A 16,030-nucleotide genomic window follows, 5' to 3' on the forward strand; every position below is an offset into this window, starting at 1 on the left:
TCAATTATCCCTGTCGGTTTCATGTTTTCATCATCTTTGGAGGAACTTTTTTCATAAAAAAATTTGGAATCATTCTAATAGGTATGTTATGCTTTTTATACTACATGCAGTTAGGAGGTGTTGTTTCGGTGCAATATATAGCGCGTATGTCATTGCTTTGGCTTCTTCGTATCCTCATAGTTCTGGGGTTGATATTCTCTTTTCCAAACACCTGGTCTGGAAGTTTATACACTGCGGAGTTAGAACAAATGACGCCCGAAATCGAACGCTATGAGAGCAAATTTATACCTCCAGTCCGGACAGCCTCCAAAATAACTTCACAAATAGGAGCTATACGAATTCCTGAACATTGGGGTCCTAAATCTATTGCGATAGCCGCAATACTCCCTTTACTTTCAATAATATTCCGTCCTGTGATTTATAAATTTATGCTTCGACTGCGGCTGTACCTGCTAAAATTCACTTCTCATTTCGTGGCTTTAGCACATTCCCTAAATTTTTTTGATAGTAAATCAATTTTAGCGAAATAATGATAAGACACTAACTGGGGGCTAAACTTTCATGAATTATAGAGAATCAGATTTGAGAAGCTTGTTATCCCATTCCGTGATTTCTTCGGGGCCATATTCTTCTTTAGCTTCGGACTAACGATAGATCCACTCACTTTGGGTGGTGAAGCCCTCTGGTATTCACTAACAGCAGTTATCGTTACGCTAATTGGTAACTTCGTTGCAGGCATGTTGGCCGGCCGCAGTGCTGGTCTCAGCCCTCGTGCTTCATCCAATATTGGATTAACCATAGTTTCGTGTGGCGAGTTCTCGATTATTATGGCCAATTTGGGTAAAGCAGGCGGACTGCTGGCTATCCTACAGCCTTTTGCAGCTATGTATGTACTCATGCTGGCTATCCTTGGACCTCTTCTAACGAAGGAATCTAAATGAATCTATAAAATATTGGATAAAGTATTCAAATTCGAGAAACGGTATGCTGCAAAAATATCTAAAAAAGCTGCCTTAGCAATCGAACATGAATAAAGTTGTTTCCCCTGCTAAAGGAGGAAAAACTATGCAGACTACAACAAAACAACATAAACAGTTACGAAAACACTCGGTAATCCGACTCCTCACCGTTATTGTAGGAGCACTACTTGCCGCTGTAGGGTTAGAATTGTTTCTAATGCCACATGGGCTTGTTGTAGGTGGAATTACAGGTTTATCAGCATTATTCGCACATTCTACTGAAATGCAACTTGGACTGTTTCTATTTTTATTCAATCTGCCCTTTATATTTATGTCTCGAAAGCAAGTGAATCTTCGCTTTGCGCTGTATACTGTTCTAGGATTAACTTGCTTGACCATTGCTTCTCTTGCTCTCCACCGTTTTCCTGCGGTGATTAGTGATCCGCTACCTGCTGCAATGGCAGGTGGCATATGTTTAGGGCTCGGTATCGGAATATCTGTCCGATTCGGTGGTGTAAACAAACATGCCAGTGACCAAGGATATTCACTTCTGAGTGGTGGACCGCCAAAGTCAACTGAAGTCGTCATTATGATTCTAAACTGTGCTATCTTGCTTATTGCAGGCACACTGTTTGGCTGGGAGCAAGCAATGTACTCCATTATTGCTTACTTATTGGCCTTTGAAGGCGTCCGATTCTCTCTCCGAGGGTTATCCGATACTCGCGCAGCATGGATTACTAGCAGACGTTGTATGGACATCCAGGAAGCGCTCGAAATCTCACTAGGTCGAGAAGTTGGGCTTGCTGAAGGCTCAGGGCAAGATGGAGAGCTTAGCACATTGTTCTGTCTCACTAACAAAATGGAAGAACATCAATTGCGAACAATCGTCCTTAATTGTGATCCAGACAGCCAAATTGTGTTCAAATCAGCGACTAGAGATCAAAGACAGACTAAACTTACCTCCACGAATAAGAAGTAGAGCTGTTCAATAAGTTATTTCCTTTTTTCGAAAACAGCCTTTAGCATCTAAGAGTCACGTAAGCAAAGTAGCGATTCTCCCGTTATTGGAGAATCGCTACTTTTGCGTTTTTGTTCCATTACGGCATGCTTCAGCACGTTATTAGATGAGATAGCCACCCGACCTAGCGATTGAAAAACGGTCTGTTCGTAGTGCATATTCGCCAAGGTTAACGTTGATCCTACATTGTCGGATGTGAGTCGAGGGCTCATGAAAGTTTTTTGAGAGTAATCAGGGAAAAACTCCCTGAAAATAGCCGACAATTGCTTGAAATGAATAGAAATAGGGAATTTCTCCCTAAAAATCGGGGTATTATCTATATTCTCCATCGAATCAGGTAAATTATAGGGATAAATTCCCTAATTAATGGTCTGGTGAGCAAAAATCTCTGAATTATAGGGGGGAAGTTCCCTAATTATCGAGCCAAGCTTCCGTTTCCCTTCTTCAGCTCTTAAAATGTTATTTCCTCTTATTCAACCAACCATTCGCCGGACTATAAAAAGCCTACAAAAATACAGATTTTTGTGCAGATATCCTCTTCATTAAGTCCAAAACCTGCAAGGGTACAGGTATATCTTCACTTTTGTCTCGAAGGCTACTTCTGGAGCAAAAATAACTGCACCTTCGCAGGAATCAATACTTTTGCTCTCCTCGCATCATTTAAAGATGTATTTTTGCAGGTTTTTTCGCAGGCTAATGTTATCGGTTAGTCAGCGTTAGTCAATGATTGTCACCCAGCAGCATCTTTAAGCTACCCCCTGCAACTTTGAGGCACACAGAGCTATTTTCCCTAGATCGATCCTTACATTAACGCAAAAAAAGAAACTGCCCATAAGTAGCATTCACTACCTTTGAGACAGCTTCTACTTCTTCAGCTAGCTGAGAATCGCGCTCAGATCTACAGTTTACTAACTAGCTGGCCTTCTTAACGGAACATACCCCACAAACGGATCAAATGGAAGGTGTTATTCGGATCAATTTTCTGAGCGATTATAAATTTCACAATTTGGTCTTCCTGCGTCGAGGTCAATTTCTCGTTCAGTACACCTGACGCATTCTTTACCAACCTGCGAACAACCGCAGTATCCTGTAACTCCTGTTTCGAGATGCCGTTAATCATATTTTTGATACGATCTTTGACAGCCGAGTTTTTCATCTTCAACTTGATCCGTTCTACGAGCTGAGGGCTGATTCCGAATTGTTGATAACCCAAGTGTAGCACCTCCCGTCATATCCAATCTTTCAAAGTATATGAGGCTGAGGTGCTAGATGTGCCTACTTAGTCAATTAATTCCCCTTGGAAAATTTGCTCTCCTTGCAAATAAAGCCGCAGGGGTACATATTCCGGAGATGTCCAGAACTTCTCATCCTTAAGCAGCTCTGCCACATCATCACGCGCCTGCTCCAGCACTTCAAAGTCAGCCGTCATGTCCGCCAGGCGGAACTCCGGTAATCCACTCTGCTTAGTTCCAAAAAAATCACCCGGACCACGCAGCTCCAAATCTCTCCGAGAAATCTCAAATCCATCATCTGTATCGGTCATGGCAGTCATTCGTTCACGCCCGATTTCAGATTTCGGATCAGCCACCAGTACACAATAAGAAGCATGCTGGCCTCTACCAACCCGTCCACGCAGCTGATGTAGCTGAGATAACCCGAATCGGTCTGCATCCATAATAATCATCAGCGTGGCATTAGGAACGTCTACACCAACCTCTACAACCGTTGTGGATACTAGGAGCTGCAGTTCATTGCTATAAAATGCCCGCATCACTTCATCTTTTTCAGCAGGAGTCATTTTCCCATGCAAAAGCCCAACTTTATAGTTAGGAAAAGCTTGGCTCATCTGAATATGCAAATCAATAGCATTCTGCACATCCAGTTTCTCCGATTCTTCAATTAATGGACAAATCAAATATGCTTGGCGGCCCAGCTCGATTTCACGCTTAATTAGATTCAGCACACGATCCATGAGATCATGCTTGACCCAATAGCTGGTTATAGGCACTCGGCCTTTCGGTCTTTCCGATAGCGTGGATACATCCATATCTCCAAAAACAGAAATCGCAAGAGTACGTGGAATAGGTGTTGCAGTCATCGTAAGTACATCCGGATTGTATCCCTTACGCCGCAATACACCTCGCTGGTTTACACCAAACCGATGCTGCTCGTCCGTAACTACAAGACCCAGATCACGGAAAAATACATCCTCCTGAATCAAGGCATGTGTTCCGACAACAATATCGAGCATCCCCATTTGCAGCGAAGCTAACAATTCTTTACGTTTCCGTCCAGTTACACTACCCGTCAAGAGACCAACTGTAATCCCAAACGGTTCAAACATCCTCGTAAGTGAGCGCATATGCTGCTCAGCTAATATCTCAGTGGGCACCATAAGCGCGCCCTGAAAACCAGATCTTACGGTAGCAAAAAGCGCCACGGCCGCCAGCACCGTTTTGCCGGAGCCAACATCACCTTGAAGCAGACGATTCATGCAATATGGCGATCGAAGGTCATGTAATATCTCCAGCTCTACACGCTTCTGAGCATCTGTAAGCTCAAAAGGCAGGCTGCGAACGAACTGGCGAACGGTTGCGTTATCTACAGTGTGGACTACACCATCCATCCTACCGCGATTCAGCACTCGGAAAGCCTGCATCTTTAACTGGAACAGGAACAACTCCTCATAAACCATTCTACGGCGCCCCTGCTGCCCTTCACGTGTATCCTCAGGATTATGAATGGTAGCAATCGCCCGCTTACGGGGCATAAAATCATATTGTCGCATAATAGAATGTGGAAGAATCTCGGGGATTAGATCTCCATACTGCTGAAGCGCCTGATTAATACTTTTCCGGATCCAAGACTGCGTGATCTTACCACCTACGGAATAGACCGGCTGCAGCGTTCCTGTCTTCCCTTCCCCACGATCAGGAAACTCATAATCCGTTACTGTAATTTGATTGCGCTTCTGATCCCATTTACCAGTGAGTACAATTTCTCGTCCCACAGTAAGCTGCTCTCGCACGTAATGGCGATTAAACCATGTTGCAGTGAACATCCAAGGCTCCGCAACCATTTTACAACTGAGTCGTGACTTGCCTCCAAATCGCTGCAGCACAGGAATGCCGATCACTTTAGCCTCAGTAGTCACTTTATCCCCATGTTTGGTTTCACTCAGCGAGCGTGGTCGATAATCCTCATAACGGAACGGATAATATTCTAATAAATCCTTTACTGTAAAAACGCCAAAGGCGTGAAGCTCGCTTTGCTTTTGAGCACTCACGCCAGTTATATTTTTCACTTCAATTTGATTTAATGACAGTGTCATATTCATCCCTCATTTTGCAGGCCAAATGAATACAGCTAAAGTACCGTTTCCGACATGGCTACCCACGACAGGGCCGACGTTCGTCAGCACTTTCTCTTCTAGTGTAAAATGTCCTGACAGCTCTTTCAGGAACTCTTCACCAGAAGCCGGTTCAGCCGTATGACCCACGGCCACATTGATTTTGTCTACTCCTTGAATATCCTTCTTGAACAATTCAATCATACGGGCAACAGCCTTCTTACGACCTCTAACCTTCTCCACTGCATAAATAATTCCTTCTGCATCAATGGACAGTATCGGCTTAATATTAAGAAGCGTTCCCAGAATGGCAGAGGCTTTTCCGATTCTCCCGCCCTTTTGTAAATATTCAAGTGTATCTACCAAGAAGTAAAGCTTACGCGATTGGCGCAGACGCTCAACAGCTTCAAGAATTTCTTCGGGACTCTTGTCCTCCGCAGCCAATCTGGCTGCTTCCACCACCATAAATCCGAAACCGTAAGAAGCGGAGAGAGAATCAACTACAGTGATCCCTTCCCCCTCTTCCTCCAACATCGATTTAGCCAAAAGTGCAGATTGGTACGTTCCGCTAAGTCCTGATGAAATATGAAACGAAAGTATACGACTTCCCGGATAACTTTCTAGAATTCTGCGGTATACATTCATGTATTCAACCGGTGAGGGCTGAGAAGTAGTCGGCAACTGTGACGAGCGGGGAAGGCGCTCATAAAACTGCTCCGGAGTCATATCCAGATTGTCCCGGAAAGCCTCTTCGCCGAACATTAAGGTCAAAGGGACGACCTCAATGCCATACGTTTCCACCATTGCTGGCGGGATATCAGATGTGCTGTCGGTGACGATAATGGTACGATTCATGGATTATCTCCCCCATACTATAATTTTGCCAACTACGTAATTATCAGGTTGCTCTTGAACAGTTATAGAACCTCTAGCATTTGCCTATGGCTCTACAGAGAAAAGATAATAATAAAGGGGTTGGCCACCCTCATGAATCTCTACTTCCACATTAGGATAAGCTTCGTCCAGCCACTCACTTAGAGAATCCGTAGTCTCTGGATCGGTTTCAGCTCCAATAAGGATCGTAACGATTTCATCGCCATTCTCAAGCATGTTGGTTAACAATGCCTGGCTTGCAGCCAATAGATCGTCTGCAGCAGCGACAATTTTGGAATTGGAAATCCCGATAAATTGCCCGGATTTAATCTCCAGATCATCAAAGCTTGTGTCACGGACGGCATTCGTTACTTGTCCAGACTTAACCTGAGAGATTGCTTCTAACATATTCCCAGAGTTAGTCTCCACGGAATCCTCTTCTTGGAACGCGAAGGCTGCAGCAATTCCTTGAGGGATGCTTTTACTTGGAATAACAGTGATCTCACGTTCACCCTCCAAAAGATCTTTAGCTTGTTGTGCAGCAAGAACAATATTGGAGTTATTAGGTAGAATATATACATGTTTCGCCGATATGGAAGATATCGCATTCACGAAATCTTCTGTACTAGGATTCATGGTTTGACCACCAGCAAGCACGACGTCCACACCTAGGCTTTTAAAAATATCTGCAATCCCAGCACCTGATGATACCGCGATGAAGCCGTAAGGCGCCAAATCATCTGCCGGTGGTTCAGCTGGAGATGATTGTACATGGCTCTTCTCATTCGGCATATCAGCGAAAACATCCGGCATAGGCGCAATATCCATACCTGCGGTTAGCAAGTCCCGATGTTGCTCACGCATGTTAAGAATGTGAATCTGCGTAATCTCACCATAGAGGAGAGCAAGATTCAAGACTTCACCTGGAGACTTGGAATGCACATGCACTTTAATCGTTTCATCATCCGAGATTACAATGATTGAATCTCCATTTACTGACAACGCTTTCCTAAAAGATTCTTCATTAAAATCCGTTCTTACGGTGCCTAATTGGCGATTAATGAAAAACTCCATATCATATAGAAATTCTATGTCCTCTGTAGAAAGCTGAGATTGTGCTGAAGATTGCACAGATGACAGGTCACTTTCAGGTTTCTTTAACACTGGCACTTGAGCTGGTACGGCTGACGCCTGAGGTTGTCCTTTTAAAGATTCCGTCACACCGGAGCTTCCACTCGTCAGATGCTGGTGAAATCCTTCATAAATGTAGACCAAACCTTGACCACCAGAATCTACAACACCTACTTGCTTCAGAACAGGTAATTGTTCAGGCGTATAAGCTAAAGCTTCTTTTGCTTTGGCCAATACCTCTGTCATCAGCTCTGTAACATCTGTAGTTCGGCGAGCATAGTAGACAGCATGTCTTGCAGCCTCTTTAGCCACTGTAAGAATAGTTCCCTCTACAGGCTTTACAACTGCTTTATAGGCTGCTTCCACTCCGTTTTGCAGTGCAGCAGCGAATTGCTGTGTGTTCAGCTCTTCATGTTGAGCTGCAGATCTGCTGAACCCTCTGAACAACTGGGACAAAATAACACCAGAGTTCCCCCGAGCGCCCATTAATAAACCCTTTGAGAGTACACCTGCACATTGACCTACAGATGTAGTATTATTTTTCTTCAATTCATTCGCACCTGCGGTCATCGTCAAATTCATGTTAGTTCCGGTATCTCCGTCTGGAACCGGAAAAACATTTAGGGAATTGACGTGTTCTGCATGCTGTTGCAGCATATCTGCACCAGCCAATACCATGGCGGTAAAATCTGTTCCGTTTATAGAACGCTTACTCAATTGAGAATTCCCCTTCCTAACTTCATGCCTAATCATTCTATGATTAACAGGACATAATGCACTAATTTATATTGTACTATAAGTATTAAAAGAAATAAATGTTTTTGAATCGGTTGACGTAGCAAAATTTGCTGTGATATTATAGATAAGTATTGTTTATGCAGGTGTTAGGAATAAGGAGGTGTAATCTATGTCCCGCAAATGTGCAGTAACAGGCAAGAAACCGAGCAGCGGCAACCACGTGTCTCACGCCAATAACCGCAACCGTCGTTCTTGGGGAGTTAACGTTCAGAAGGTCCGTATCCTCGTGAACGGTAAACCAAAACGCGTGTACGTCAGCACCCGTGCTTTGAAAGCCGGTAAAGTTGAACGCGTTTAGTCTTTTGCAATTTTAAAGACCGAGCGATAACTCATATGAAGCAAAAAGCACCCTTTACATTTGTAAGGTGCTTTTTTTCATGTTTTCTTTTCTGTTCCAAGCTCAGCTCTTCTGAAATGTGTTTAAAATCGCTTTAACAAAACCTCCCAAAAACCTTGGCAGCTTAAACGTGTAAAATTTCATGGTTTACCCTCCCATCAATTCATGCCGTACGCAGGAGACTTTCTTCTTGCTCTAACGGTAACGTACTGCAGTCCTCCCTGCCAAAACAAAAAAAGGCTACATGAGATTTCTGCTCATGTAACCATATTTATGCGTCAAGGACTTGGCCTATACCTTTAGTAGCAATTGCCTATTTTTTTAACGAAGTGCCGCTTCCGCTGCTTTTCTAATCTCAAGAATCGCTGCAGCACGATCACTTCGGCCAAAGACAGCATTTCCTGCAACCAAAACATCCGCCCCAGCACCGACAACTAATGGCGCTGTAGCTTCTGAAACACCGCCATCAACTTCAATAAGCAAATCTGGATTTACTTCATTCGCCCATTGACGAATTTGAGTGATTTTGCGAAGTGTGTTAGGAATGAACGCTTGCCCGCCGAAGCCTGGGTTAACGGTCATCACGAGAACCATATCCACATCCTCCAGCACCTCACGCACCGCCGAAGCTTGAGTGCCCGGATTTATAGCTACTCCTGCCTTAAGACCCAGTTCCTTGATTTGATGCACCACACGGTGTAAATGAACGCATGCCTCGGCGTGTACAGTTATTACACTAGCGCCTGCGGCAGCAAAATCAGGAATATAACGTTCTGGAGACTCAATCATTAAATGAACGTCAAGTGGAAGCTTCGTATGTAACGAGACCGCTTTAACTATTGGAGGACCTAGCGTTATATTCGGTACAAAATGACCGTCCATTACATCCACATGGATCCAATCTCCACCACTGACCTCAGCTTCTGCAACTTCTGAACCTAAACGTGCGAAATCGGCCGACAATATTGATGGCGCTATTCGTATCATGACTTAGTACCTCCGCTTTTTATCTTTCATTTCATTAAAAAATAATTTGTAATGTTCGTACCGACTATCAGCGATAGTTCCAGCTTTCCATGCCTCGATAACTCGACAGCCCGGTTCATGCTGATGACTACAACCACGGAATTTACAATCCCCTGCATAGTTAGCAAACTCACGGAAACAAGGAGAGAGCTCTTCAACGCCAAGCTCAAGAAAATCAAGCTGACTAAATCCAGGGGTATCCGCTACAAAGCCACCCCCACCAATATCCATCAGTTCTACATGGCGAGTAGTATGACGACCACGGCCCAGACGTAAGCTGATCTCGCCTGTCTCCAGTTTAAGTCCTGGCACAATACGATTCAATAAGGTCGACTTCCCAACCCCAGATTGTCCGGCAAACACACTGATACCACCAGCAAGTCGCTCCTTCAGCTCATCACTGCCAGCTCCTGTAAGTGAACTGGTAACCATCACTTCATAACCTATGTCCCCGTAGAGCTCTTTAACATATCGGGTGGCTTCGCCATCGTCATTAGCCAAATCTTGTTTAGTTAGAACAATTAAGGGCTCCAGTCCTGAATGCTCAATATGAACTAGAAACTTGTCCAAGAGATTCAGGTTCATATCAGGCTCCCGTACAGAAAATAGCAGTACGGCAAGGCTTACATTCGCTACAGGTGGACGGATTAACTCAGATTCTCTTGGAAGAAGCTCATCCACCATCCCTTCACCATGCTCAGTCAGCATATAGATTACCCGATCACCTACAAGAGGAGCAATCCCCTTTTTCTTAAGTATGCCTCGGCCTCTACATTGAACAGAATCTTCCTCTGCCGCTATTAATCCTTCACGAAACGGCTTTACGTAATAATACCCACTTAACGCTTTTACTATTATTCCTTCAGGCATACATAGTGAGCCTTCCTCTCCTGATTTTGCGAAAATGACCCAAGTTTGAAATCCTCGGGTCACTTCGCTGCTACAACTGTTCAAGCACTTCTACCCTGATTAGTTATCGCTTTTATCTTTAGATTTGTCGTTGCTTTTATTATGCTTGTCATCACTTTTATTATTATTCTTGCCATTCTTGGTCGATTCATTATTCAGTGAACCGTCGTTAAGGAATCCCGTCTGATTGACTGCTCCAGTATTAGTTCCGTCGGTGTCTGAACTCGGTGGCAGAATTTCTGGTTCAATGGTCGGTTCAGTAGTAGGTGTCGGCTCTATCGGTGCCTGAGTCGGCTGCGGCGTTGGAACCGTCGGTGGCTCAGGCTCCTGAACCGTACCATTCTTCGCATCAATATAAGGGATAACATAAGTGTCTAAAAGCACACCATCTCGGGTAACAATAACAGAACCATCTTTATTCGGAGCAAGTACCAGATTAACAGACAACACTTGACTCTTCCCAATGGTACGCGTTCCCCAATCCTGTTTCTCACCATTATTGCGCGCATCAACGAACTCAATTCGAATCTTGCTCTTCTTTCCATCCTGCGCTGGAGCTACTGGAACATTAAAGGTATAATTCAGGGCTTCAGGTGGATAACCTGTACTTAAGTAAATCGTAATCGCTGTTCCAGGAGGAACAGAGGTTCCTTTCTCATAAGCCCAAGTCTTCGTTACCTTACCTTCTTCAACGGTGAAGCTGGATTCTTCCTTCACATCACCGAGGACGAGCTTAGCTTCTTCCAAAAGGGCCTTAGCTTCACTCTCAGACTTACCGATGAGGTCTGGCATGGTGACACTTTCTTCCCCTTTGCTGACGTAGAGGATAATTGATACCGTCTCAGGATCGAATTCACTGTCAATGGCTGGATCTGACTTTATAACCTTACCCACTGCCGTATTTTCATCGAACAGAGGTTCATTCTTAATTTTATCCTGGGGTACACCCTTTGCCATCAGTGCTTTAACGGCTTCGTCGAAGCTATAATTTGTTACATCTGGCATCTTAGTTAATGGCTTCGCCGTATTCACAGTTAGGATAAGGGAGGCTCCCTTTTTCACTTTGGCGTCCTTATCCCTACTTTGCTTCATGACCACATTTTCTTCAAAATTCGGACTGTAGTCATAAACTATAGGATCAGCAACCTCAAGCCCCAAATCCTCGAGTTCAGTCTTCGCTTGTTCCAGCTGTTTACCGACCACATAAGGAACCGATACCTCTGGAACAACTAATTGTGATTTAACGTACCACACGACACTAGCCATAGCCAGCAGCAACACTAAAGTTAGACCAATCCATATAGCAGGCTTAGCCCATTGTTTTTCACCCTTTTTAACAGGTACCAGATCATCATCGTCATCTTCATCATAAGACATCCGGTCATCGCGATGATTGCGATTCCCATTACTTCTTTGGATCGGTTTAATCGCCGGTATTACCCGCGTTCGATCCTCGTCTTCTTCATCGTTAAAAAATATTTTAGCTTCACTACGCCGCTCAGGCAATAAACAGGTTTCTAAGTCCTGTAGCATTTGCTTTGCAGACTGATAGCGCTCTTCCGGATTTTTACGCATCGATCTTAAAATGATATTCTCGACACTTTGCGGAATGAGTGGATTCAGGAGCCTTGGCTCTTCAAACTCTTCTTGAAGATGCTTTAGCGCTACACTAATCGGGCTCTCCCCTAAGAATGGAAGGCTTCCAGTAAGCATTTGATAGAGAACAATCCCTAATGAGTACAGGTCGGACTTTTCTCCTGTAGAGACACCTTTAGCATGCTCTGGTGAGAAATAATGCACGGAACCGATTACAGACCCCGTCTGTGTAATTGTGGTAGAAGTAACCGCACGAGCAATACCGAAATCCGTTACCTTCACCCGGCCATTGCGTCCAATCAATATATTATGCGGTTTAATATCTCGATGAATGATTTGATTCTGATGAGCGTGATCAAGAGCATCACAGATTTGTGAAGCGATCCGCACGGACTCGTCAACCTGTAATGGCGCTCGTTCTTTTATAATTTCATTAAGATTCTTGCCCTCAATATACTCCATGACAATATAATGAATTTCGTCTTCTTGTCCTACATCGTAAATACTGACAACATTTGGATGAGACAAAGATGCGGCTGATTGTGCCTCACGCCTAAAGCGGCGGATAAATTCCTCGTCATGCACAAATTGATTACGCAATACTTTAATGGCGACGTTTCGGTTTAAAAGAATGTCATGTGCTCTATAGACGAGCGCCATTCCACCTCCGCCGATCCGTTCGATGACTTGGTAACGGCCGCCCAATTCGTGACCGATCATCAATCCCACTCCTTTGTTTCGGGCACAGCGGCCTCTCCATGATGTTCTAACAAAGCGACGCTAATATTATCGCCGCCGCCAGCAAGCAGTGCCAACTGAAGTAAGCGGTCCGCTCTTTCCTCTAACGGTATTTCATGTATACCCGCTACCTTGCCCAAATGCTCATTGGTAACATAATTACTTAAACCATCACTGCACAGAAGCAAAAGTTCCCCAGGTAGCAGGGTAATAGGGGCTAAATCAGCCACAACCTCCGCATCTGTTCCAAGTGCTCTCGTCAGCACATTACGTCGCGGATGATTATCTAATTCCTCCACACTGATCTGACCGTTCTTGAACAGCTCATTGACTAGCGTGTGATCCTCGGTTAATTGAACTGCCGCACTGTCCTTTATTAGATAGGCTCTGCTGTCTCCGATATGGCCAATATATCCGCTTGAGCCATTCATCAGGGCAGCAACGACAGTAGTACCCATGTTGTGATACTTATCGTTACTGGAAGCCTCCTCGAAGACAGTGTTGTTAGCTTCCAAAATAGCAGCTGATAACGCATCACGCAGCGCTTCTCCCTGAAGCTCAGGCTGCAACCCGTCTAGGGTATTCCTCATCGTCTCCAAAGCAAGCTCGCTCGCGGTTTCACCAGCCTGATGTCCACCCATCCCATCGGCAATTATGCCGAGTGTATAACCGTGGCGCGTCGCGCCGATCCAGACCGAATCCTCATTGACAGAGCGCACTCGGCCAATATCGCTGGCATGAACTGTTCTGATCAAATATCCTCACCCCAACTCCATATGTTTGGCACGCAGCTGTCCGCATGCGGCCGCGATATCATGGCCTTGCTCACGGCGAATGGTAACATTCACGCCGTTGTCAGCCAAAATACGTTGAAACTCAAAGATATCATTCCTTGAAGTACGTACATATTTCCGCTCTGGCACGTGGTTTACAGGAATCAAATTGACATGGCACAGCATGTTCTTAAGTACACCCGCTAATTCCTCAGCATGCTCTGGCTGATCATTCACCCCGCCGATCAATGCATACTCAAAGCTGACACGTCGCCCAGTCTTGGCCTGATAATAACGTAAAGATTCAATCACATCATCAAACGGAAAGCGGCGGTTAACCGGCATTAACTTTGAACGAAGTTTATCGTTAGGTGCATGAATCGAAATCGCCAAATTTATCTGTGTATCTTCTTCTGCAAATTTATAAATGCTCGGCACAATACCGCTAGTGGAAACAGTAATATGCCGTTGTCCAATATTCAGGCCCTTCTCATGAATCATAAGGCGTAAGAATCTCATTGTTGCATCATAGTTCTCAAACGGCTCGCCAGTACCCATGATAACAATACTGCTGACACGTTCGCCACGCGCGTCCAAGATTTGTTGGGAACGTACAACCTGAGCTACAATTTCACCCGCAGTCAAATCCCGTTTCAATCCGCCAAGCGTAGAGGCGCAGAAGGTACAGCCGATTCGGCATCCTACTTGCGTAGTTACACAGACGCTGTTGCCATAATTATGTTTCATGATAACTGTCTCAATCGCATGATCATCATGCAATCCAAACAGGAATTTTACAGTTCCATCTTTCGATTCCATTTTAGTAATCTCAGTGAGTGCTGCAATGGAGAATTGCTCGTCAAGCTTCTGTCGAAGCCCTTTAGACAAATTACTCATGGATTCGAAGTCACTTACACGTTTTACATACAACCAATCAAAAATCTGTCCACCACGAAAAGCAGGCTCACCGTTATCTTTCGCCCACTGTTGTAACTCTTCTAAAGAAAAATCATATATTAAAGGTTTCATTATTATTAGCACCTGTTCTTTCATAAGGATATGCGTATTATTTCTCATTCTTCCTATTTTAACACAAATTTCAGAGACGGTAAAAGAAATAGCCCGCCGTACGGTAGCCCGGCGGGCAAAAGATACAACAATTGTCAGTAAATTTGCTATATTACAAGACTCTTTGAAGCTTAGAAATATAGAACCCGTCACTGCCATAATGATGTGGCAATAACTGAATTCCCTCACCCTCAGCTAGCGCAGTACCTTCCAATCTGTTCCACAACGGAGAAGCAAACGTTATAGAAGTGAAATCAGGATTTTGCTTCAAAAAGGCAGCTACAACTTCACTATTTTCCGTTTGCTCAGTCGTACAGGTACTATAAACCAGAATACCACCCGGTTTCAACAGTTTGGAGACCGACTGCAGCAGTTGACTCTGTAGTGAAGCTACGCTTGCAACATCCTCAGGCTGCTTACGCCATTTAAGATCTGGCTTACGGCGGATTACGCCAAGCCCAGAGCAAGGGGCGTCCAGAAGAATTCTATCAAAGGATTGATGCTCTAGTGTATGCTCCAACTCGAGCGCGTCTGCACTGCCTGTTACAACACTATCGAGACCTAACCGCGCAGCTTGATCCGAGATCAACTTTGCTTTATGTGGATGCAGATCATTAGCGTAAATCGATCCTTTATCTTTCATGAGCTCACCCATATGTGCAGTTTTGCCGCCAGGAGCGGCACAGCAGTCAAGCACTCTCATCCCAGACTCCGGGGCAACGGCTTCAGCTACAAGCATAGAACTCTCATCTTGAATGGAAATATATCCATCACGATACCAGGAAGAGAGTGCCAGATTGCCGCCGCCTTTTACAACAATTCCAAATGGACTAACTTCAGATGCATAAGCTTGCAGACCTTGTTCTATCATCTGACTCAGCAGAGCTTCACGGCTAATCATCGTTGTATTCACGCGCACACTAACAGCAGGCGGCTCATTGTTGGCAGCACAAATGGCTTCCGCAGTGTCAACTCCATACTCAGTAATCCAGCGCTTCACTAACCATAGTGGATGGGAATACTGAATGGATATCCGCTTCGCCGGACTTAATCCATCAGGTATAACTGGGAGCTCTCCAGCGCGCAACACACTACGAAGCACTCCATTTACCATACCGGAAATCCCCTGATGTCCACGTTTCTTCGCTATATTTACAGCCTCATTTACAGCTGCATGAGACGGTATACGATCAAGGTACATAATTTGATATAAGCTTAACCGCAGTAAATTACGTACCCAAGGCTGTAGTTTAGCTATTCCTTTGCTAACAAATTCCTCGAGCACAAAATCCAGAGTATTCATCCGAGAGATGGTGCCATAGACAAGTTCTGTGACTAGTCCAGCATCTTCTCTACTAAGTGAAGACTTCTGCAGACTGCTGTTCAGCAACAAGTTGCTATAAGCGCCTTGCTGCTCGACCTTAACCAGTATATCGAGTGCGATATCCCTAGATG

Annotated in this window: 13 protein-coding genes and 1 pseudogene; 3 read left to right on the forward strand and 11 right to left on the reverse strand. The window is 44.6% G+C overall.

Annotation, left to right across the window (positions count from 1 at the left end; translation table 11 throughout):
* Positions 1-584: 584 nt before the first annotated feature.
* A pseudogene (locus tag NSS67_RS21305) lies at positions 585-938 on the forward strand (cation:proton antiporter); the annotation flags it as partial.
* Positions 939-1,065: 127 nt separating this feature from the next.
* Positions 1,066-1,938 carry a YitT family protein gene (locus NSS67_RS21310; RefSeq protein WP_339315598.1) on the forward strand — a complete coding sequence of 291 codons (873 nt, stop codon included), beginning with the start codon at positions 1,066-1,068 and terminating at the stop codon, positions 1,936-1,938.
* 964 nt (positions 1,939-2,902) lie between these two features.
* On the opposite strand, the gene NSS67_RS21315 is transcribed toward NSS67_RS21310, so the two are convergent.
* The 4 genes from NSS67_RS21315 to NSS67_RS21330 all read right to left on the reverse strand — a co-directional run bounded on the left by NSS67_RS21315 (position 2,903) and on the right by NSS67_RS21330 (position 8,047).
* On the reverse strand, positions 2,903-3,190 hold the full coding sequence (locus NSS67_RS21315) for a stage VI sporulation protein F (protein WP_339315599.1): 288 nt from the start codon (positions 3,188-3,190) through the stop codon (positions 2,903-2,905).
* Positions 3,191-3,256: 66 nt separating this feature from the next.
* Positions 3,257-5,308, reverse strand: coding sequence for an ATP-dependent DNA helicase RecG (gene recG / locus NSS67_RS21320; protein ID WP_339315600.1), 2,052 nt, complete (start codon positions 5,306-5,308; stop codon positions 3,257-3,259).
* A gap of 9 nt (positions 5,309-5,317) precedes the next feature.
* Positions 5,318-6,181: a DegV family protein gene (locus tag NSS67_RS21325; protein ID WP_339315601.1), complete on the reverse strand. Its 864-nt coding sequence runs from the start codon at positions 6,179-6,181 to the stop codon at positions 5,318-5,320.
* Positions 6,182-6,265: 84 nt separating this feature from the next.
* Complete coding sequence (locus NSS67_RS21330; RefSeq protein WP_339315602.1) at positions 6,266-8,047, reverse strand: DAK2 domain-containing protein; 1,782 nt, start codon at positions 8,045-8,047, stop codon at positions 6,266-6,268.
* Positions 8,048-8,237: 190 nt separating this feature from the next.
* Between NSS67_RS21330 and rpmB the strand changes: the two genes are divergently transcribed.
* Positions 8,238-8,426 (forward strand): 50S ribosomal protein L28, encoded by a 189-nt coding sequence (gene rpmB, locus NSS67_RS21335; RefSeq protein ID WP_036686205.1) that lies wholly within the window; start codon positions 8,238-8,240, stop codon positions 8,424-8,426.
* Positions 8,427-8,528: 102 nt separating this feature from the next.
* Here rpmB and spoVM read toward each other — a convergent pair whose 3' ends face one another.
* The 7 genes from spoVM to rsmB all read right to left on the reverse strand — a co-directional run bounded on the left by spoVM (position 8,529) and on the right by rsmB (position 16,019).
* The gene (gene spoVM / locus NSS67_RS21340) at positions 8,529-8,609 is read right to left on the reverse strand and encodes a stage V sporulation protein SpoVM (RefSeq protein ID WP_020431362.1); all 81 of its coding nucleotides are present in this window, start codon (positions 8,607-8,609) and stop codon (positions 8,529-8,531) included.
* A gap of 177 nt (positions 8,610-8,786) precedes the next feature.
* Positions 8,787-9,452: a ribulose-phosphate 3-epimerase gene (gene rpe / locus NSS67_RS21345; RefSeq protein WP_339315603.1), complete on the reverse strand. Its 666-nt coding sequence runs from the start codon at positions 9,450-9,452 to the stop codon at positions 8,787-8,789.
* Positions 9,453-9,455: 3 nt separating this feature from the next.
* On the reverse strand, positions 9,456-10,361 hold the full coding sequence (gene rsgA / locus NSS67_RS21350; protein WP_339315604.1) for a ribosome small subunit-dependent GTPase A: 906 nt from the start codon (positions 10,359-10,361) through the stop codon (positions 9,456-9,458).
* Positions 10,362-10,460: 99 nt separating this feature from the next.
* Positions 10,461-12,716 (reverse strand): Stk1 family PASTA domain-containing Ser/Thr kinase, encoded by a 2,256-nt coding sequence (gene pknB / locus NSS67_RS21355; RefSeq protein WP_339315605.1) that lies wholly within the window; start codon positions 12,714-12,716, stop codon positions 10,461-10,463.
* The gene (locus NSS67_RS21360) at positions 12,716-13,489 is read right to left on the reverse strand and encodes a Stp1/IreP family PP2C-type Ser/Thr phosphatase (protein WP_339315606.1); all 774 of its coding nucleotides are present in this window, start codon (positions 13,487-13,489) and stop codon (positions 12,716-12,718) included. Before NSS67_RS21360 ends, pknB begins: the two co-directional genes overlap by 1 nt.
* 6 nt (positions 13,490-13,495) lie before the next feature.
* Complete coding sequence (gene rlmN, locus NSS67_RS21365; protein WP_339315607.1) at positions 13,496-14,536, reverse strand: 23S rRNA (adenine(2503)-C(2))-methyltransferase RlmN; 1,041 nt, start codon at positions 14,534-14,536, stop codon at positions 13,496-13,498.
* Positions 14,537-14,687: 151 nt separating this feature from the next.
* A complete protein-coding gene (gene rsmB, locus NSS67_RS21370; RefSeq protein WP_339320657.1) occupies positions 14,688-16,019 on the reverse strand; it encodes a 16S rRNA (cytosine(967)-C(5))-methyltransferase RsmB in 1,332 nt (443 codons plus the stop codon).
* Positions 16,020-16,030: the final 11 nt, after the last annotated feature.

The sequence above is a fragment of the Paenibacillus sp. FSL R10-2734 genome (genome assembly GCF_037963865.1).
Classification (GTDB): Bacteria; Bacillota; Bacilli; order Paenibacillales; family Paenibacillaceae; genus Paenibacillus_AQ.